Origin of the sequence: Flavobacterium sp. LAR06 (assembly GCF_041946075.1) — a bacterium.
Lineage (GTDB): Bacteria > Bacteroidota > Bacteroidia > Flavobacteriales > Flavobacteriaceae > Flavobacterium.
In genome coordinates this window covers 26,337-47,460 of the sequence record NZ_JAUTYT010000019.1, presented here as the reverse complement: position 1 = coordinate 47,460, position 21,124 = coordinate 26,337, and the positions used below count along the sequence as shown (strand labels likewise).

At 34.4% G+C, this 21,124-nt stretch carries 17 protein-coding genes; 7 read left to right on the top strand and 10 right to left on the bottom strand.

Annotation, left to right across the window (positions count from 1 at the left end; genetic code table 11):
* Window positions 1-4: 4 nt before the first annotated feature.
* The 4 genes from ileS to gdhA all read right to left on the bottom strand — a co-directional run bounded on the left by ileS (window position 5) and on the right by gdhA (window position 8,062).
* Window positions 5-3,406: an isoleucine--tRNA ligase gene (gene ileS, locus Q7C23_RS21290; protein WP_375034393.1), complete on the bottom strand. Its 3,402-nt coding sequence runs from the start codon at window positions 3,404-3,406 to the stop codon at window positions 5-7.
* 131 nt (window positions 3,407-3,537) lie between these two features.
* Complete coding sequence (gene recO / locus Q7C23_RS21285) at window positions 3,538-4,251, bottom strand: DNA repair protein RecO (RefSeq protein WP_375034392.1); 714 nt, start codon at window positions 4,249-4,251, stop codon at window positions 3,538-3,540.
* A 60-nt stretch (window positions 4,252-4,311) separates the two neighbouring features.
* Window positions 4,312-6,591 (bottom strand): T9SS type A sorting domain-containing protein, encoded by a 2,280-nt coding sequence (locus Q7C23_RS21280; RefSeq protein WP_375034391.1) that lies wholly within the window; start codon window positions 6,589-6,591, stop codon window positions 4,312-4,314.
* Between the two features lie 127 nt (window positions 6,592-6,718).
* Window positions 6,719-8,062: an NADP-specific glutamate dehydrogenase gene (gene gdhA, locus Q7C23_RS21275; protein ID WP_375034390.1), complete on the bottom strand. Its 1,344-nt coding sequence runs from the start codon at window positions 8,060-8,062 to the stop codon at window positions 6,719-6,721.
* Window positions 8,063-8,386: 324 nt separating this feature from the next.
* Between gdhA and Q7C23_RS21270 the strand changes: the two genes are divergently transcribed.
* On the top strand, window positions 8,387-9,175 hold the full coding sequence (locus Q7C23_RS21270) for a glutamate dehydrogenase (protein WP_375034389.1): 789 nt from the start codon (window positions 8,387-8,389) through the stop codon (window positions 9,173-9,175).
* An 88-nt stretch (window positions 9,176-9,263) separates the two neighbouring features.
* Here the strand turns inward: Q7C23_RS21270 and Q7C23_RS21265 are convergent, their stop codons facing one another.
* Window positions 9,264-10,406 carry a cystathionine gamma-synthase gene (locus Q7C23_RS21265; RefSeq protein ID WP_375034388.1) on the bottom strand — a complete coding sequence of 381 codons (1,143 nt, stop codon included), beginning with the start codon at window positions 10,404-10,406 and terminating at the stop codon, window positions 9,264-9,266.
* A 105-nt stretch (window positions 10,407-10,511) separates the two neighbouring features.
* Between Q7C23_RS21265 and Q7C23_RS21260 the strand changes: the two genes are divergently transcribed.
* Window positions 10,512-11,255 (top strand): DUF3298 domain-containing protein, encoded by a 744-nt coding sequence (locus Q7C23_RS21260; protein ID WP_375034387.1) that lies wholly within the window; start codon window positions 10,512-10,514, stop codon window positions 11,253-11,255.
* A 115-nt stretch (window positions 11,256-11,370) separates the two neighbouring features.
* Here the strand turns inward: Q7C23_RS21260 and Q7C23_RS21255 are convergent, their stop codons facing one another.
* From Q7C23_RS21255 to Q7C23_RS21240, 4 genes are all read right to left on the bottom strand, one after another.
* Window positions 11,371-12,522: an ATP-binding protein gene (locus Q7C23_RS21255; protein ID WP_375034386.1), complete on the bottom strand. Its 1,152-nt coding sequence runs from the start codon at window positions 12,520-12,522 to the stop codon at window positions 11,371-11,373.
* Between the two features lie 326 nt (window positions 12,523-12,848).
* Window positions 12,849-13,604 carry an SDR family NAD(P)-dependent oxidoreductase gene (locus tag Q7C23_RS21250; protein ID WP_375034385.1) on the bottom strand — a complete coding sequence of 252 codons (756 nt, stop codon included), beginning with the start codon at window positions 13,602-13,604 and terminating at the stop codon, window positions 12,849-12,851.
* Window positions 13,605-13,703: 99 nt separating this feature from the next.
* On the bottom strand, window positions 13,704-13,907 hold the full coding sequence (locus Q7C23_RS21245) for a GNAT family N-acetyltransferase (RefSeq protein WP_375034384.1): 204 nt from the start codon (window positions 13,905-13,907) through the stop codon (window positions 13,704-13,706).
* Window positions 13,908-14,210: a hypothetical protein gene (locus Q7C23_RS21240; RefSeq protein WP_375034383.1), complete on the bottom strand. Its 303-nt coding sequence runs from the start codon at window positions 14,208-14,210 to the stop codon at window positions 13,908-13,910.
* A gap of 147 nt (window positions 14,211-14,357) precedes the next feature.
* Here Q7C23_RS21240 and Q7C23_RS21235 point away from each other — a divergent pair, with 147 nt between their 5' ends.
* A complete protein-coding gene (locus tag Q7C23_RS21235; protein WP_375034382.1) occupies window positions 14,358-15,164 on the top strand; it encodes a DUF4382 domain-containing protein in 807 nt (268 codons plus the stop codon).
* A gap of 76 nt (window positions 15,165-15,240) precedes the next feature.
* Here the strand turns inward: Q7C23_RS21235 and Q7C23_RS21230 are convergent, their stop codons facing one another.
* Window positions 15,241-16,116: an aldo/keto reductase family oxidoreductase gene (locus Q7C23_RS21230; RefSeq protein ID WP_375034381.1), complete on the bottom strand. Its 876-nt coding sequence runs from the start codon at window positions 16,114-16,116 to the stop codon at window positions 15,241-15,243.
* A gap of 223 nt (window positions 16,117-16,339) precedes the next feature.
* Between Q7C23_RS21230 and Q7C23_RS21225 the strand changes: the two genes are divergently transcribed.
* From Q7C23_RS21225 to Q7C23_RS21210, 4 genes are all read left to right on the top strand, one after another.
* A complete protein-coding gene (locus tag Q7C23_RS21225; RefSeq protein WP_007807095.1) occupies window positions 16,340-17,344 on the top strand; it encodes a MoxR family ATPase in 1,005 nt (334 codons plus the stop codon).
* 141 nt (window positions 17,345-17,485) lie between these two features.
* Window positions 17,486-18,349, top strand: coding sequence for a DUF58 domain-containing protein (locus Q7C23_RS21220; protein ID WP_375034380.1), 864 nt, complete (start codon window positions 17,486-17,488; stop codon window positions 18,347-18,349).
* 86 nt (window positions 18,350-18,435) lie between these two features.
* Window positions 18,436-20,067: a hypothetical protein gene (locus Q7C23_RS21215; protein ID WP_375034379.1), complete on the top strand. Its 1,632-nt coding sequence runs from the start codon at window positions 18,436-18,438 to the stop codon at window positions 20,065-20,067.
* Window positions 20,067-21,068, top strand: a complete 1,002-nt coding sequence (locus Q7C23_RS21210) for a VWA domain-containing protein (RefSeq protein WP_375034378.1) — start codon at window positions 20,067-20,069, stop codon at window positions 21,066-21,068. Before Q7C23_RS21215 ends, Q7C23_RS21210 begins: the two co-directional genes overlap by 1 nt.
* Window positions 21,069-21,124: the final 56 nt, after the last annotated feature.

Below are 21,124 nucleotides of genomic sequence, written 5' to 3'. Positions count from 1 at the left end.
TATATTATTTTGAAATTAATATCACAGTTTTAATATCATCAAACTCAATTTCTGTGCCGTTTTCTAAAGCGTCAACAAAAACCAAATCATCTGTTAATGTCTCAGACTTAATATAGTCTTCATTTTTAAGAATGGCTTCTTCTAATAAACCACTTCTTTTTATTTGAACCTTAATCTTATCGGTAACTTCAAATCCAGAATCTTTACGGATATTTTGAATTCTGTTTACCAATTCTCTCGCGATTCCTTCGTTTTTCAATTCTTCAGTGATTGTAATATCAAGCGCAACCGTAATTCCGTTTGAATTTGCAACCAACCATCCTTCAATATCTTGCGATGTTATTTCGACGTCTTCTAGTGATAAAGTTACATTTTTTCCAGCAATAACAATATCTAGTAATCCCTGCTTGTCTAACTGATTAATCTGATCTGCCGAAAAAGCTTGTATTTCTTTGGAAATCAGCCCCATATCTTTTCCAAAACGTGGTCCCAAAGCCTTAAAATTAGGCTTAATTTGCTTCACCAAAATACCTGAATCATCATCCAAAAGTATGATTTCTTTAACGTTAACTTCTGCTTTTACAAGCTCAGAAATAGCCTCAATTTCAGCTCTCTGATTTTCGTCAAGTACCGGAATCATTACCTTTTGCAAAGGTTGACGCACCTTAATCATTTCCTTTTTACGTAGCGATAAAACCAAAGAAGAGATCGTTTGCGCCTTCTGCATTTTACTCTCTAACGTTTTATTAACAAAGTTTTCGACAAATTTTGGGAACTCAGCCAAGTGAACACTGCTATATTGCTCAGATCCTGTAGAACTCGTTAAATCTCTGTACAATTTATCCATGAAAAAAGGAGCGATCGGAGCGCTTAATTTGCTTATCGTTAATAAACAAGTATAAAGCGTTTGATAGGCTGCAATTTTATCATGAGCATATTCACCTTTCCAAAAACGACGACGACATAAACGAACGTACCAGTTACTTAAGTTTTCCTGAACGAAGTCAGAAATAGCTCTTGCTGCTTTCGTAGGCTCATAATCTTCATAACATTCATCAACAAATTTGATTAAAGAATGCAATTCAGAGATAATCCACTGATCGATTTCAGGCCTTTCGTTTAACGGAATTTCCGCTTCAGCATATTTAAATCCATCGATATTCGCATATAACGAAAAGAAAGAGTAAGTGTTGTATAAAGTTCCGAAGAATTTACGGCGAACCTCAGCAATTCCTTCAATATCAAATTTTAAATTGTCCCACGGATTTGCATTTGAAATCATATACCAACGTGTGGCATCAGGGCCATATTCTGCAATTGTTTCAAAAGGATCTGTCGCGTTTCCTAAACGTTTCGACATTTTTTGTCCATTTTTATCCAGAACCAAACCATTTGAAACTACATTTTTATACGCTACTTTATCAAAAACTAAAGTTCCGATAGCATGTAAAGTATAAAACCATCCACGAGTCTGATCTACACCTTCCGCGATAAAATTCGCTGGAAAATCTTTATTCTCGTCAATTTTATCTTTATTCTCAAAAGGATAATGCCATTGGGCGTAAGGCATTGCTCCTGAATCAAACCAAACATCAATTAAATCGCTCTCACGTTTCATTGGCTGGCCTGAAGCTGAAACTAAAGTAATTTGATCGACAACATTTTTATGCAAATCGATTAAATCATAATTTGTTTCAGACATATTTCCGATTTCAAAACCTTTGAACGGATTTTCTTTTTGAAAACCGGCTTCGATAGATTTTTCAATCGCATTGTACAATTCTTCAACAGAACCAATAAGAACTTCTTCTTTTTTATCTTCTGTTCTCCAAATTGGCAACGGAATACCCCAATATCTAGAACGAGATAAGTTCCAGTCGTTGGCATTTTTCAACCAATTTCCAAAACGTCCTTCACCAGTAGACTTAGGCTTCCAATTGATAGTTTCGTTCAGGTCGAACATTCTATCTTTTACATCGGTTACTTTAATGAACCAAGAGTCTAGTGGATAATATAATAACGGCTCATCAGTTCTCCAACTGTGTGGATAACTATGTACGTATTTTTCAACCTTAAAGGCTTTATTTTCTTCTTTTAATCGAATAGCAATTTCAACATCTACAGAACGCTCTGGCGCCTGACCTGCATCATAATACTCATTTTTCACATATTTACCAGCCAAATCACCTACATGAGAAGTGAATTTACCTTGTAAATCTACTAATGGAACTGCCGTTCCGTTTTCGTCTAAAACCAACATTGGCGGTACTTCCGGCTTAGCTTCTTTTGCTACTTTAGCATCATCAGCACCAAAAGTCGGAGCCGTATGCACAACTCCTGTTCCATCTTCGGTAGTAACAAAATCTCCCGCAATTACTCTAAATGCATTTTCAGCATTTTGATAAGGCAATACGTACGGCAATAATTGTTCGTAACGAATTTCTACTAAATCAGCACCTTTCGCTTCTGCTAAGATTTTATACGGAAGTTGCTTGTCGCCATTTTTCACTTTGTCGAAATCAGCATCATCTTCACTTGCAAAAAATCCTTTTCCGAATTGCTTTCCAACTAAATTTTTAGCTAAAACAACGTTGATTGGCTCAAAAGTATATTGATTAAATGTTTTTACTAAAACATAATCGATTTTTGGTCCAACTGTCAAAGCGGTATTCGATGGCAATGTCCAAGGAGTTGTCGTCCATGCCAAGATGTGAATATCTCCAAAACCATGCAAAAAGCTTGGAAGCGTTTCTGGTAAAGTTTTAAATTGCGCTACAATCGTAGTATCTGTAACATCTCTATAAGCTCCAGGCTGATTTACTTCGTGAGAAGATAATCCTGTTCCTGCTTTTGGAGAATAAGGTTGAATTGTATATCCTTTGTACAACAAACCTTTATCATAGATTTGTTTCAAAAGCCACCAAACAGACTCCATATATTTTGGTTTATAGGTCACATATGGATCTTCCATATCTACCCAATATCCCATTTTTTCAGTCAAATCATTCCATACGTCGGTATAACGCATTACGGTTTTTTTACACGCTTCGTTATATTCTTCGATAGAAATTGTTTTACCAATATCTTCTTTTGTAATTCCAAGTTCTTTCTCGGTACCTAATTCTACAGGTAATCCGTGAGTATCCCATCCGGCCTTTCTTTTTACCTGAAAACCTTTTTGAGTTTTATATCTGCAAAAAATATCTTTAATCGCACGCGCCATCACGTGGTGAATTCCCGGTAATCCGTTTGCTGAAGGCGGACCTTCAAAAAATACGTAAGGCTCTGCACCTTCGCGAGTAGTTACACTCTTTTCAAATATATTTTCTTTCTTCCAAAAATCAAGAACTTCTGACGCTACTGTTGGTAAGTCAAGTCCTTTGTATTCAGTAAATTTTGTGCTCATTTTATCCTTTTCTTAAACGAGGTGCGAAAGTAAGGAATTTTGAGGAAAATAGATAAAAGATGACAGAAAAAAGAGTGCTGAAAGGAAATTTCAGGTATATTCCGCAAAAAAAAAATGCTCTTTTTGAAGATTTAAGAGAAAACCTCCTTTAAAACCTCTAAAGATTTAGGCTTTTTGAATCCATCCAAATGAAAACTATAATAATCTACCAGAATTTTCAGCAGTATTTGCCTTTCTATTACATGAAAAACTTTTTGATCGTTATCAAATCGTAGATCAATTAGTTTTTTTAGAAGATTTGTTTCGTGTTCTGTTAAAGAATTTACGCCGCTGAAAAGCGTAAAAACACCTTCAATCATTTCAAAATACGGCAAATCACTTTCAGAAGTATCCGGATAAAAACCAAGATATTTTGTTGCTTCCAAAAGTAAGATCAAATGAAAATTAGCTATTTCATCATGATGATCCAACCAAGTCAGTGCTGTTTCTAAAAACTCAAAAAGCGATTCGTTTTTTTCTTCTTCCTGAATAGAATAATGCAACATTTCAGAAAGAAACATTACAATTGTACTTTTCACAACATCAGTATGAATCGTCTGAAAAGATACAGCGGTTTTAATTTCTTTAAAATTTTCTAAAGTCCCTTTATTTTTATGAACCGCCTCAATTTCTAAAATCGAAAAGGGTTGAAAATAAGCAATTTTCTGACTGGCTTTGCGACTCGAAAAAGCATCACGCACAAAATAAGACTTCAGCCCGTTTGAAAGCGTAAAACACTTTACAATCAGACTTTTTTCCTGAAATTTTAAGGACGAGATTACTATGGCTTTGGTTTTGACTAGCAAGGTTTGTTTTTTTTGTTTCAGGTTTCAGGTTTTCAGGTTTAAAACTGAGAGGGCTAAAAACTACCTGATTATCATTACTTTTTTAACTTTGGTTTCCCCTCCATCTTGCGCAGAAATAAAAATCATATAGACGCCAGAAGCAACCTTATATCTTCCAAAAGCTGTTGTGTCCCATTCTATTGTTCCTCCTTCTGAAGTAGTTTCATAAACCAAATTACCTTCAATATCCGTAATTTTAATATTGGCTTTATCTATTAATCCAGCTACTTTTACAGTTCCTGAATACGTTGGCCGAACCGGATTTGGATACACGTAGACATTGTTTAGATCTTCATTCGCACCGGTTGCAATTCCTTTAAAAGAAATCATTCCTTTATTTGTAGCAATGAAAACTTCTCCGGTTGTGCTATTAATTTTAACATCGTTTATAACATTGCTTGGCAAAGGCGAATTGCTAATCGTGAAATGGTATTTTGTTTCCTGGCCATTTGCCGACACCATAAAAATACCTGAGTCGGCAGTTCCTATCCATTTATTATTGGCGCCGTCAACGGCGATGGAAGTAATGAATTGCTCATAAAGTAATTCCTGAGCTAAATTATCTTCCATTATAATAATCGGATTTGCTTTTAATTGACTATCATTCTGAAAACTACTTATATTAGACAAAACACGCAATCCTTTTGTAGTCCCTATCCAAAGTTGGTTTTTAGCATCAAGTGCAATTGATCTGACATCGGCAATTGGAAGATTTCCTGCATCAGCTCCAAATGTCATTTTCTTGAATGTATTGGTTGCTTCGTTAAAACCAACAACGCCATCTCTATTGGTTGCGATCCATTTTACACTATTTCTATCAACCACAATAGTGGCATAACTTGAAGATTCTGCATCATCAATAATTGAAGTCATCGAATAACTCCCCCATTGCCCATTGGCTCTCAATACTTTCAATCCATTTTTAATTCGACTGTTAGTTACCCACAGATTACCCGTCTTATCAAAAGCAGTTCCATTAATTCTAACATCTATATAATTTGGACCTTCGGTAGTAATGGATTCTAAACCACTATTTTTTTCGTCATATAAAAAATTCGGAACATCATCTTCTATTTTTAATAATCCGGAGAAAAATGAACTCGCATAAACCTGCTTTTCATTTGTTGGATTTACAATAATTCTGGTCATCGATTTAGCGTCATAAACTTCCGAATAAGGAATATTCAACCAGCCATAAGTATTGTACTTACTTATACCATAACTATCTAAAGGATAGGGATTGTAAAAAGAATCATAATCACCATAAACCGTCCAAAGAACATTTGGAGTTACATCTAATGAGAAAATGTTGTTTCGCGCCGGACCCGTGGGCGTATTATTTTCAAAAGTACCATTACTTAAAAGAGAAGATGAATACAAACCGTTTTCTTTCGTGCCGATGTAAATCGCATCTCCGACAACTGTAGAACAAGTAAAAGCCAATGTATTATCTAAAACCTGGGTATTTGAAATCTGCCGATTCAGAATCATTTGATTATTATAGATATAAACCGTATTAGGGATCGTAATAAATAAATTATGATTTTTGGTGCGCATATCTACAGAAGGTTGCGGGAGCTGTAAAAAACCAACAAAAGTAGCGGAGTTAAACCTATGAATATACCCAACAGTATTAATTGCAATGAGTTCTGTATCTAAAGCTTCAACACTTGACCAATCACCAGAATTTACAACGGACCATTGACTAAAATCATTTAAATTCGGGCTTGTACTATTTGCACGTCTAATACCACTTGAAGTTGCGGCGTAGATAAATCCGTTAAAAAAAGCAGTTTGTTTTACACTAATTTCCGCTCCATTATCACCAATAAAATAAGTATCACCAAATTGTAAAGTTGTTAAATTGAATTGCACAATTCCGAAATCGCAAGAAACATAAACCAACCCGTTATGCTCCATAAAATGATTGATCTTTTTAAGATTTGGTGCTAATTGTTTATTAATGATATCAACCACTTTTAGCATACTGCCATCCGTTTCATTGATTATAATCATTAGACCATTTTCATAGCCTACAATTGTTTTCTTGAATCCTTCACTAAAATATACAGCCGAAATGGTTTGACCTGAAAGCCCTTCAACAGTAGTCGTTGTTTTCACTGTATTTGTTGCAGCGTTTTTTGAAAATAAAGCATTCTCCGATGCTGCATAAACGGTTGTCGAAGATTCTGAAGCATCTTTTATTTCATTAAACGAAAAGTAGCCTTGCCACAACAAATTCTGAGCAAAACTAAATTGCATAAAAAGTAAAAACAAAATATAGAGAAACGTTTTCTTCATTATTTGATATATTCAGATAGACAAATATAATACAAACGAAAGTATTAGAATTTTGTTCTTTTATAAATAAAAAATGCCTTCGATTCGTCCTAAGACAAATGAAGGCATTTTTATATAGTACTAAAAATTATACTACACCTTGTGCAAGCATAGCATCGGCAACTTTAACAAATCCGGCAATGTTCGCTCCTTTTACGTAGTTTACATAGCCATCTTCACCAACGCCGTATTTTTTACATTGGTTGTGAATTCCAACCATAATATCTTTTAATCTTAAATCAACTTCTTCACTTGTCCAATTTAGACGGATTGAATTTTGTGTCATTTCAAGTCCAGATGCAGCAACACCACCAGCGTTAGCCGCTTTTCCTGGAGCAAATAATACTTTATTGTCTAAGAATAATTTAATTGCATCTAATGTAGACGGCATGTTTGCAGCTTCAGTAACACACAAAACGCCATTATCAATTAATTTTTGAGCATCTTCACCGTTTAACTCATTTTGAGTAGCACATGGAATTGCAATATCAACCTTTACTTCCCATGGACTTTTCCCTTTATGGAAAACAGCATTTGGATATTTCTCCAAATATTTTTCTGCTCTATTATCACCACTTGCTCTCATTTCAAGCATATGATCAATTTTTTCTCCAGAGATTCCGTCTTCATCATAAATATAACCATCAGGACCAGAAATAGTCAACACTTTTCCGCCTAATTCATTTATTTTTAAAGCAACTCCCCAAGCCACATTTCCAAATCCGGAAATTGCTACTCTTTTACCTTTAATCTCATGTCCCATAGTACGCAACATTTGATCTGTAAAATAAACAACTCCGTATCCTGTCGCTTCAGGTCTGATCAATGATCCTCCGTAAGCAATTCCTTTACCGGTTAAAACACCTGTAAATTCATTTCTAATTCTTTTATATTGACCAAACAAATATCCAATCTCTCTTGCTCCTACACCAATATCTCCAGCAGGTACATCTAAATCAGGACCAATATGACGACATAATTCCGTCATGAAAGATTGACAAAAACGCATTACCTCAGCATCCGATTTTCCTTCCGGATCAAAATCAGAACCTCCTTTACCTCCACCCATTGGAAGTGTAGTCAAACTATTTTTGAAAACCTGTTCAAAAGCAAGGAATTTTAAAACTGATAGGTTCACAGAATGATGAAATCTAATTCCGCCTTTATAAGGTCCAATTGCTGAATTCATCTGAATTCTAAAACCTCTGTTTACAATTATTTCTCCTTTATCATCAACCCATGGAACTCTAAATATGATAGAGCGCTCTGGCTCAGCAATTCTTAGAAGTAAGTTTTTTCCATCGTATTTTTTACGTTCTGCAATAAATGGAATTACCGTTTCTGCAAATTCTCTAACGGCTTGAAGAAACTCTGGCTCGTTCGGATTTTTAGACTCTACAAGAGCCATAAATTCATTTATTTTTTGTTCCATTTTTAAATAAATTATTCAGATAAATTATTTTAATTTTCGCTCAATTAAATAAGAAAATACGTTTAAGAAAACGTTTTCGTTTCAACACACAAAGATATAACAAAATGCGAATCTAATGTGATTTTTTTTAATTTACAGCGTTGAATTGTGTAATTTTCAAACTTTACCAATTATAGCATTTTACACTACTAATTTTACATCAAAACAACCAACTTAAAGTTAACAAATTAAGTATTTTGCTACTTATTTTTTAATAGAACAATATTATATTTTGAATCGTACATGTTTTTTATATATTTGCCTTGATTTGAAAGCCCCAAAGATATGTTTAAACCTATAATACTCACATTATTCGCCTTCATCGGAATTTCAACTGTATCGAATGCGCAAAGTTTTGCACAAGAAGTAGGAATAATATTCGGACCCGTTACTCTTCAATCTGATTATGGTGAAAGGCATGACCTTCAAACCAATGTTGGAAACAGAGGTATTGGTATTGGATTAGTTCATTTTATTAACTTCTCAGCAAATAACAATCACGAAACTTTTTTTTCAGAACATGTTAAGATCAGATCAGAGTTATCTTTTACTAACACCAACCTCGAACATTTTGGTCATTATGTAGAAAAAAATCCACCAACTTTAGGAGTCTTGCGATTGAGAGCTATGAATGGAAAATCTAACATATTGAGTCTTGGTGCTCAAGGAGAATTCTCATTTATTAAAATACATGATTTTGAAAACAATGTTGGTAGTTTTAGTCCTTACATAAGTTTAGGTTTTTTAGTAAGTTACTACACTACTAAAGTAAGCTCTGATCTTGGACCGTTAGGAACTATAGAAACTACCCCTGTAAAATATCTAGTCCCATCAGATGGTCGTCAGTATGGTTTTTCAAGTGAAAATGGTATCGTTTTATCAGCAACAGCTGGTTTAGGTGTACATTACAAACTAACAACAATGAGCGACTTAATGCTTGAATGTCGTTTTCAGTCTTTTAGTTCTGACTGGGTTGACGGTTTAAATCCAAACAAAGACCTTTTTAAAGAAAACAAAGCAAATGACTGGCAGGTTTGGCTTAATGTTGGATACATTCACTATTTAGAATTCTAATTTTAAATAAATCTCAAAATATAAAAATCCCAAATTCCAAAATGATTAATTGGAATTTGGGATTTTTTTTATTTTCGAATTTAGCTTTTTATGCTAATGCCTGTTCTAAATCGGCGATTAAATCTTCAGCATCTTCGATACCAACGCTTAATCGAACCAAATCATCGGTAATGCCAACTTCTGCTCTCTTATCTGCCGGAATAGAAGCATGTGTCATCAAAGCGGGATGATTCGCTAACGATTCAACTCCACCTAATGATTCTGCCAAAGTGAATACTTTTAATTTCTCTAAGAAAGCAATTGAATCTTCTTTTTTACCAGAAACAAATGTGAATGAAACCATTCCGCCAAAAGCTTTCATTTGCTTTTTTGCAATTTCATGAAACGGATGACTTGGTAATCCCGGATAATAAACCGTTTTTATTTTTGGATGTTTAGTTAAAAACTCCACTACTTTTTCTCCGTTTTCACAGTGTCTTTGAACTCTTAATGAAAGTGTTTTAATTCCTCTTAAAACCAAAAAACTATCCATTGGCCCCAATGTTGCTCCAGTTGCAAATTGCTGAAAATGTAATTGTTCTCCTAAAGCTTCATCTTTTACGATTAAAGCTCCGGCAATAACATCAGAATGCCCTCCTAAATATTTTGTCGCAGAATGCATTACAATATCAGCGCCTAAATCAAGTGGCTTTTGCAAGTATGGTGTTGCAAAAGTATTATCAACGGCAAATAAAATTTTATGCTCTTTGGTAATTTTGGCAACTTCTTCGATATCGGCCAATTTCATTAACGGGTTCGTCGGTGTCTCTACCCAGACCAATTTTGTATTTTCATTGATTAATGACTTCAATTTAGCAATATCGGTCATATCAACAAAGTGAAATTTAATCCCGGAATCCTTATAAATTCTGGAGAACATTCTGTAAGTTCCGCCGTATAAATCATCCATCGCAATGACTTCATCTCCGCCTTTTAAACCTCTTAAAATACAATCAGTAGCCGCTAATCCAGATGAAAAAGCCAATCCGCGAGTACCATTTTCAATACTGGCCAAAGCATTTTCTAACGCTGAACGAGTTGGGTTTGAAGCTCTGCTGTATTCATAATCGCCCAAAGGCTGCCCCGGACTTGTTTGAATATAAGTTGAAGTTTGATAAACCGGTGGCATTACTGCTCCCGTACTTGGATCATGATGTTGACCGCCATGAATTACTTTAGTATTGAATTTCATATAGTTACAAATTTTTAATCTTTAATTCTGGTACAAATTTACCGTTTAATTTATTCTAATCCGGACACAACTTCTTACCTTTATATATAATTAACACTTTTAGATATGAAACAGTATACTTTTTTAGTCTTTTTGTTTTTAATATTCACTAGCTGTAGCAAAGAACTTTCATTTGAAAACAAAACATTTGAGAAAAAATCCAACCTTCCCTGCAAAACAGATTGCCCAATAATTATTATTGACATTCCGATTGCAAAAAATATTCCCGTTGTAACAGACAGCATCAACAAAAAAATATTTTTGGTCATAAAAGAAATTACTTATTTTGGTGAAAAGCCAATACAACTAAACGACTACAAAGCACTAACAGCTTCTTTTATCGAATCTTATGAAGAAATGCATCAAAAATTCCCAAACGAAACCTTTGGCTGGGAAGGCAAAATTAAAGGAAATGTAGAATTTGAATCCGGTCAAATCATTAATATAAAAATCGATCATTATACATTTACCGGCGGTGCGCATGGTTATCAGGGATATCGATCTTTATTATTTAATCCGAAAACGGGAAAAACCATTTTTTCTGATCAGATTTTTAAAAATGAAAAAGAGTTTAAGGCTTTCGCCGAAAAAGCTTTCCGCGCCAAATATAAAATTCCTGAAAAAGCGAATATTAACGCAACGGGTTTAATGTTCGAAAATGATAAATTTCAATTACCTCAGAACATTTTTTATACAGAAGAAGGTTTACTTTTATATTATAACTCATACGAAGCCGCATCCTATGCTGACGGCCCAAAAGAAATCCTTTTTCCATATGATGAAGTGAATAAATATTTACTGTATCAGTGATTTAAAAAAATATTTGGCTAAACCGGGTGGTAACCAGACAAATTATCATCTCTGGCTAAAAGCTAGAGACAATTCAAAAACCTTAGGATCTCAGAATCTTAGCAACTTAGAATCTTTATTTAGTCCCTTCCTGAAAATCATATTTCATTTTCCGCAAAATTCTTAAGGCTTCTTTAAAAGACAAATAGACCTGCGAAAAAGGTTTCAAAAGCAATTTTGAATCGATTAGTTTTTGCTTGGCTTCATCAAAACCATTCAAATAACAAATCATAAAAGTTGAAGGTAGATTTTCCAGATCAACCATTTCACGTTGTGACAATGTAAATCCCTTTTGTAATTTTTGAAGTAATGCCATATTCGAATTGTAAATATGATACAGCATTTTTCGATTGAATTCCGGTGGTTGAAAAAGCATTTTCCGGTCGATTTTGTAATAACCATTATCAAAAAAACGAATGGTTTGTTCTTCTAACGGATAGTAACTTGTTTTATCGTTTAAGCCTAACGGAACATATTCGGTAATCGTGAAACTATCATCATCGAACACAATAGTAACAACATCTTGCGCCGAATAAAAAAGCTTAATTTGTTCGTTGATCAATTCAATATCAACTCTGGAAAGAAAGGTCTTATCCCGCGATTTTTTAGGAACTCCTGCCCAGCAAATCACAAATAATTCTTTAAAAACATAATATTTCGGCGACATATCTTTATGTCTGAAATTCATAAAATCGATTACGCCATCAAGTGTATATTGAATGCTATTTCGGGAGCTGTTTTCAATCCCAATTACCGTTTCTGTATTCTGGTAATTCTTCTCTACCTCACCTTCAACCGGAATCGAATTACTGCCTCGCCTCACAAAAACGCTATTCGCTAAAATAGTGTGAATTCCTTTTTTAAAATAAGAAATTTTGTTCTTGGGTTTAATCGTAACCAGTCCTATTACTTTATCTTTTGGAAGATTTGGAAACGGCACATTCTCATATTGAATTTTAGGCGGATTTTCTAAAAACGCATTGACGAGATTCTGAATTCGGCTATCATCGAAGAAATCATCGCCGACAATCTCATTATCCTGATCTTCAACACCAACTACAATATAAGAATTATTGGTTGGGTTAGAATTTGATAAAGCGCAGATGTGTTTCAGAAACTTCCCTTTTCCTTCGCGCGTATGCAAATTCAACTGCCTTTTTTTATCATAAAAACTGCTCTCATCATTATGAGCGAGCAGGTTTTTTATTAAAAGGCGCTTGTTGATCATTTTTTTTAGATGTTAGATTGGCTTAGAATTTTAGACTTCTTAGATTGTCGAATTTCAGATTCTAAATTAATCTAATTTCTAAGAAGTCTAACAATCTAAAATTTTAAATATTTTATATAGCCAACAATAAAGCTCCAGCGGAGCAACATATTTATAGTTAATTATATACATGAATAAAAACAAAGATCCAGCGGAGCTATACTTCCGATATTTCACACCCGATAAATATTCCACCCCGATGGGGTTCTATAAAATTAAATTATAAATTTCGATAAACATGACGCCCCTCTGGGGCTTTATTTTATAATTCTTATCATGAAAAAAAACTAAATATTTTTCTTGACTATCGTGGCCGAGGCCTGCGCCGTTGGATACACAATCAAATCCGCAATATTTACGTGGTATTTTCTCGAAACCACAAAATGAATAATATCTGCAATATCCTCTGCTTGTAACGCCTCTACACCTTTGTATACATTAGACGCTCTGTCAGCATCTCCTTTAAAGCGTACTTCACTAAATTCGGTTTCTACCATTCCCGGATGAATTGCTCCTACCCTGATTCCATAAGGATTCAGGTCCATTCGCATTCCGTTATTAATAGCATCAACGGCATGTTTTGAGGCACAATATACATTTCCGTTTGGATAAACTTCCTTACCCGCAATAGAACCAATATTAATAATATGTCCCGCTTTTCTCTCGATCATCTGGGGAATAATCGCTTTAGAAACGTACAAAAGTCCTTTTACATTAATATCGATCATAGCATCCCAATCATCGATATCTCCATTCTGAATTGGATCTAAACCGTGCGCATTTCCAGCATTATTAATTAAAACGTCAACTTGCGAAAATTCTGCTGGCAATGAATTTATAGTTGAAAAAACGGCCTCTTTATCACGAACATCAAAAGAAAGCGAATATACTTCTGTAAATGCCGAAAGTTCTTTTTCTAGTTCAGCCAAACGTTCTTTACGTCTTCCGCAAAGGATAATTTTATAATCATTTTTTGCCATTATTTGTGCAGTTGCTTTTCCAATTCCACTCGTGGCTCCAGTAATTAAAACTGTTCTTTTCATTCTACATTTTTTTTTATTTTTTGCCACAGATTAAAGAATTAAAAATGATTTTTTTCAATCGTCGAGAATCATTTAATCTGTGGCAAATATTTCTAGTTTTTAATTCTTATTTTTCCATTCGTCTAATTTCAACACCATATTTAACGCCGTCCAGGTTTCGCCATCTACTTCCCTTATCAATATTTTATCCGGGTTAATACTGAAGCCCACTTTTTCATAACATTTTATGGCACCAACATTGAAATCAAAAACATTCAATTCAATATTTCGTTCTTTCCTGTTTTCACGAATAAATTCCAGCAATTAAATTACCATTTTTTCGCCAATCCCTTTTCCTCTTTGCTTCTCATCAATAATTAGAATTCTGCCCAATTTTGCCGAATCCTCTTTAAAATAAATTTCACAATGTCCAACAGTAGTTTCATCGGAAATATTGACAACTCTAAAAGCAATTCTGTTTTGATCAGAAAGTGTTTTATCTATCTGCTTTTCGGTTAAGGGAAAAATAAATTCAGGCCCGCCAAACTGCATTAAATCTTTTGCATTTTTGACGGAATCAATTAATTCAGAATAAAACCTTTTATCAAATTTTTGTAAATAGATCATTTTTCACACTTTAAATTTCCGACTTTTTAAAATATAGTCCGACTTTTCCTTAAGATTTGATTAAGTACTACGCAAAATTACTGTATTAAGGCACTAAATAAGTCTTATTCTGCGTTATTAATTTACTAATTTAAAAAAAAGAAAATTATGAAAAAAGCAACCCTAAATTTTAGAACACTTCTTCTTTCCTCACTATTATGCTTGTTTCTAGTAAGTTGCAACAGCAATGACGATAATAGCAGCGCACAAACTTCGAAAGTAACGGTGCGAATGACGGACGCTCCCGGTGATTATGAAGAAGTAAATGTGGAAGTACTAGACGTTAAAATTAAAAGTACTTCAGAAACTGGTGAGGATGGATGGGTTAGTATTGGAAATATTACACCAGGAATCTACAATTTACTTGATTTAACTGGTGGTGTAAATGTTCTTTTAGCAGATAACGAGGTACCATCAGGTTTTTTAGGCCAAATCAGATTGATTCTTGGTGAGCACAATACAGTAAAAAAAGATGGTGTAACTTATCCATTAAAAACACCAAGTGCGCAACAATCAGGTTTAAAATTAAAAGTGAACCAAACCTTGACAGGCGGCGCAACTTATGATTTTTTATTAGATTTTGATGTTGAACATTCTGTTGTTGTCGAAACCGGATCTGGTGGTTTCAATTTGCATCCGGTAATCAGAGTATCTACAAACGCAACATCTGGAATAATTAAAGGAATTGTAACGCCTTTCACTTTTCAATCTGTAGTATCTGTTCAGGTTGGAGACACAACTGTTTCTGCTTATACAAATGAGCTAGGAGTATTTCAACTAAACGGTATTCCGGCGGGAACTTATAGCGTAACAATTACGCCAGACATAACTTCGGAATTTCCTCCTTTAGTGGTTCCTAATGTGGTTGTGGTTAATGGGCAAATCTCAAACATGAACACGCTGATTTTAGAATAATATAATAATTAAACCATAAAAAAAACAGCTACTCCAGAAATTAGAATAGCTGTTTTTTTATGGTCATTTTAAAGGACTAAGGCACATCATCGCCCATACTTTCTGTCCAGATCGCAAACCAGTCTTCTTTGTCCATTTCTAACTCGGCGGCTTTCATCAACGACTGAATTCTGGCAATATTTACAGTTCCCGCAATGGGAATTACGCCTGCAGGATGTTTTAAGATCCAGGCCAACAAAAGTGTATCTGAACCAAAACTGTATTTTTGAACCAATTCAGCAAGCAGTTTTTTCAAACGGCGTGTCTTTTTAGTATCTTCTCTAAAAACAGTTCCGAGCGGATTCCATGACAATGGTCGAATTCCGTGTGTTTGCATATAATCTAAGCTTCCATCGGTCATGGCTTCATAATGTGTCGCTGAAAATTGTACCTGATTAAAGCTTACTTCTGTTTTTGAACGAATTAATTCGGTCTGAGAACTAGTAAAATTAGAAAGTCCAAAATCAATAATTTTTCCTTCCGATTTTAATTTCTCCACCGCTTCAGCAATTTCATCTGCCTGCATCAACGGACTTGGTCTGTGCAATAAAAAGACATCAATAAAATCTGTTTTTAATTTCTTCAAAGATTCTTCAGCAGACCAGATAATATATTCTTTCGAATATTCGTAATGTTTGATTTTATTCTCCGGTCGTTTTTCAGCTATCATCTGAATGCCGCACTTCGTAATTAACTGTAATTTTTCTCTTGAAATTTTACTTGCGTGGAAAGCTTTTCCAAAATCTGCTTCTGTAGTATAAGATCCGTAAATATCGGCGTGATCAAAAGTGGTAATTTTGTTTTCGATACAGATCTGTATCATATTTTCCATTTCTTTAGTTGTAAGGTTTTTATCCCAAACTCCCCAATTCATAGTGCCCGAAATTATAGGCGATAACGTTGTTTTGCTCATGGTTTTATTGCGTTATTTTTGGTAATAAATATGCTTTTGTAGAGCATAATCATCAAAGTTCTTAAAAATATAAAAATAGATTCACAATTCGTCCTTAAAATTAGTGCATTGGTCGAAGTTTTAACCATTCTTTAACATCTTACTTCTCAAAAAATATTCAATTTGCACTCTCAAAAGTTAGGCATAAAAATCAACGTTTTAAAAAGGTTTTAAAAATATTTATATGGAAGAAAATACAACGACTTTAGACATTAGAGCGATAAATGAAAAAATTGAGAGAGAAAGTGCTTTTATAGACCTTCTTACAATGGAAATGAACAAAGTTATTGTGGGCCAGAAACATATGGTCGAGCGTTTATTAATCGGGCTTCTAGGACAAGGGCATATTTTACTTGAAGGAGTTCCGGGATTAGCCAAAACTTTAGCGATAAATACTTTGTCGCAAGCGGTACAGGGTTCTTTCAGCCGTATCCAGTTTACTCCGGATTTATTACCTGCCGATGTTGTCGGAACGATGATTTACAACATCAAAGCAAACGAATTCTCTATTAAAAAAGGGCCAATTTTTGCCAATTTCGTACTTGCCGATGAGATTAACCGTGCTCCTGCCAAAGTTCAGTCTGCACTTTTGGAGGCGATGCAGGAAAAACAAGTTACTATTGGCGACACGACCTTCAAACTAGATCGTCCGTTTTTAGTACTGGCAACTCAAAACCCGGTGGAGCAAGAAGGAACATATCAGCTTCCTGAAGCTCAAGTCGATCGTTTTATGTTGAAAACGGTAATTGATTACCCAAAAATTGATGAAGAACGTTTTGTAATTCGTCAAAACTTAAAAGGAAGTTACGAAAAAGTAAATCCTGTAGTTTCTGTAGAACAAATTTTGCGCGCACAGGAAGCGGTTCGTGAAGTTTACATGGACGAAAAAATCGAAAAATATATCTTAGATATCATCTTTGCTACTCGTTATCCAGAGAAGTACAAACTTGCGGACTTAAAACCTCTTATCAGTTTTGGAGCATCACCACGTGGAAGTATCAATTTAGCCAATGCGGCAAAATGTTACGCTTTCATCAAACGTCGTGGTTATGTAATTCCAGAAGATGTTCGTGCAGTTGTACATGATGTTTTACGTCACAGAGTTGGAATAACGTATGAGGCTGAAGCCGAAAACATTACTTCTGTAGACATTATCAACAAAATCGTAAACGAGATTGAAGTACCTTAAAAAAAGTGCTCAGTGTTCAGATTTTAGTATTCAGTAACAACTGATGCTTTAAATCCCTGAACACTAACAAAAGACAGAAGAGCTTTTAGAATTTGAACTAAACTGAACACTTTCTAACTGATCACTGAACACTAATAAAAAATGGACACAAAAGAGCTTTTAAAAAAAGTACGGAAAATAGAAATCAAAACCAAAAGACTGAGCAATCATATCTTTTCGGGAGAGTACCATTCTTCATTTAAAGGACGCGGGATGACTTTTAGCGAAGTGCGTCAATACCAATATGGCGATGATATTCGTAACATCGATTGGAATGTAACCGCACGGTATAACGAAGCCCACGTAAAAGTTTTTGAAGAAGAACGCGAATTGACCATGGTTTTAATGGTTGACATTTCGGGTTCTGAAGGTTTTGGTTCAAAAAGTCAATTCAAAAAAGACATTGTCACCGAAATTGCGGCAACGATGGCTTTTTCGGCTACACAAAACAATGACAAAATCGGATTAATATTATTTTCTGATAATGTCGAATTATATATTCCACCCAAAAAAGGCCGTTCGCATGTTTTGAGAATCATTCGTGAATTAATCGAATTCGAACCAAAAAGCCACAAAACGGATATTTCGCAAGCTTTGAAATTTTTATCAGGAACACAAAAAAAGAAAGCGATCGTTTTTGTGATTTCTGATTTCATGTCTGAAAATTACGAACAGACCTTAAAAATTGCTTCTAAAAAACACGACATTACAGGTGTTCGTGTCTATGATATCCGTGAAGAAAAAATCCCGAATTTAGGAATGGTTCACATGCTTGATGCTGAAACGGGAAAAATTCAATTGGTCGATACAGGCTCCAAATCAGTTCGAATGAACTATGAAAAACATTATCAGGAAAGAGTTAATTATTTCAAAGATATTTTCAGCAAATCAGGAGCTGGTGTTGTAAACACAAGAGTCGACGAAAATTACGTAACAAAATTACTCGGTTATTTCAAGTCTCGTTAATTTGAAATTTCGACGATTATCAGTTTCAAAAATAAATTTTCAAAAATAAGCATTCGTTTTAGACTAAAATCTGAATCAAAAATCAAATGAAATTAAAATTTTACATATTTCTATTTTTGCTTACTTCGGCTGTTTTTGCACAACAAAAACAAGTTGAAACGAGTATTGATACTACAAAAAATAAAATTGGAGCCGAGTTTAAGCTAACGCTTAAAACGGTTGTAAGCTCAAAATCGAAAGTTGTTTTTCCTAAACTAAAAAACATTGGCCCTTTAGAAGTAATTCAATCGTACCCAATCGATACCGTTAAGAAAAATGACACTTACGAATTGATCAAAAAATACGGCTTAACCCAATTTGATTCAGGAAAATACACTATTCCGGGTATCAAAATTTTAATTGATAAAAAACCTTATTTATCCGATTCTATCCGAGTTGAAGTGGCGAATGTAAAAGTCGACACTATGCAGCAAAAAATGTATGACATTAAGGATATTTCAAATGTCGAAAGCAACAACGATTGGTGGATTTATGTTCTGATTGTCATCGTAATTCTTGCAATTGGTGCTTTTGTTTATTGGTATATTAAAAAACATCAGAAGAAAAAAATTGAAGAAGAAGTTTATAAAACGCCAATCGAAAAAGCAACAAGTTTATTGAATAACCTGGAATCAAAAGAATTGGTTCAAAAAGGTGAAATCAAAGAATACTACAGTGAATTAACAGATATTGCCCGTAATTATATTGAAGAGGCGATTCATATTCCGGCAATGGAAAGTACTACTTCTGAATTGATTCAGGCGATAAGATTGGCTTCTACTAAAAAGAAAATGACGTTAACACCTGAAACCGTTGAGAATTTAGAGCGTGTTTTACGTCAGGCGGATTTAGTAAAATTTGCAAAATCTAAACCATTGGATTTTGAAATTACGGATGACAGAAATAAAATTCAGAAAGTAATTTTAACGCTTGATAATGCAATTCCGACTGAAGTTCCTGCGGAAGAAGAAGACCAATTATTGAATGAAGCGCAAAGACAAAAGCAAATTCAGCTTCAATTGCGTAAAAAACGCAACAAACGAATTACTCTTGCCGTGGCAACTGTTGTCTTCTTATTAACTGCAACAACAACATTTTTCGTGGTAACAAAAGGATTCGCTTATGTAAAAGACAATGTTATTGGTCATCCATCTAAGGAATTATTAGAAGGAGAATGGGTAAAAAGTGCTTACGGAAATCCAGCTGTTCAAATTGAAACTCCAAAAGTTTTAAAACGAATGGACACGCAAAAAGTGTTGCCAAAAGAAGCGATGGCCCTGATTAAAGAAATGCAGCTTTTTGCCTACGGAAGCATGATTGATAATTTCTATGTTACCGTTTCAACCAGTAAATTTAAAAATCCTGTTGAACTTGATTTAGCAAAAACTTTAGAAGGTACTTTAAAAATAATTGAAGCTCAGGGCGGGCAAAATATTATTGTAAAACAAGAAGATTTTCAGACCAATGCAGGAATTCAGGGATTAAAAGGATACGGAACAATGACAGTCTTAAATCCCGTTAGCAAAACAAGTACAAAAGCATACTATGAAATTTTGCTTTTTAAACAAGATCAGGGATTACAGCAAATTATGATTTTACATCAGGAAGGCGATACGTATGCGAATGAGATCACAACCCGAATTTTAAATTCTGTTGAACTTCAAAAAGCAAGTAATTAATGGAAAAGATAACTTTTTTAAATCCAGAATTTTTTTGGTTGTTTCTTTTAATTCCAATTGCAATTGCTTGGTTTTTCTGGAAACGTAATCAGCAATCGCCTACTTTAAAAATGAGTTCAACTCAGGGTTTTAAAAACAGCGAATCCTTATTAACGAAATTAAAACCTTGTTTATACGTATTCAGGATTATAGCGTTAAGCTCTTTGATTATTGCATTGGCAAGGCCGAGAACAGTTGATATCAGCAATCAGACCAAAACTACAAAAGGAATTGATATTGTAATGGCAATTGACGTTTCGGGAAGTATGCTGGCAAAAGATTTAAAACCAAACCGTATGGAGGCTTTAAAAAGAGTTGCCGGTGAATTTGTTGAAGAAAGACCAAATGACAGAATAGGATTGGTTTTATATGCATCTGAAGCGTATACCAAAACTCCTGTTACAAGCGATAAAGCAATCATTTTAGAAGCCATAAAAGACATTAGGTACGATACCGCTTTACAAGACGGAACTGGAATTGGAATGGGATTGGCAACAGCTGTAAACCGTCTTAAAGACAGTAAGGCAAAAAGCCGCGTAATCATTTTGATGACTGATGGTGTTAACAATGCCGGATTTATAGAACCTGAAACGGCTGCCGATATTGCAAAACAATATGGAATAAAAGTTTACACAATAGGAATTGGAACCAACGGAATGGCACCATCTCCTTATGCATACGCTCCAAACGGAGGTTTTTTATTCAAAATGCAGAAGGTTGAAATTGATGAGACTTTAATGAAAAGTATCGCCCGTAAAACCGAGGGAACCTATTTTAGAGCAACAAGCAACGATAGATTGGCTCAAATTTACAGCGCGATCAATAAATTAGAAACCACAGAAATTCAGGAATTAAAATTCTATGATTACGACGAAAAATACAGAGTGTTTGTTTTACTGGCAGCCTTTTTATTATTGTTGGAAGTTGGTTTAAGAAATACAGTTTACAGAAGCTTTATTTAATACTTTAGTCGCAGTCACAGTTTACAGTTTACAGCTGAAAACTGCGACTGAAAACT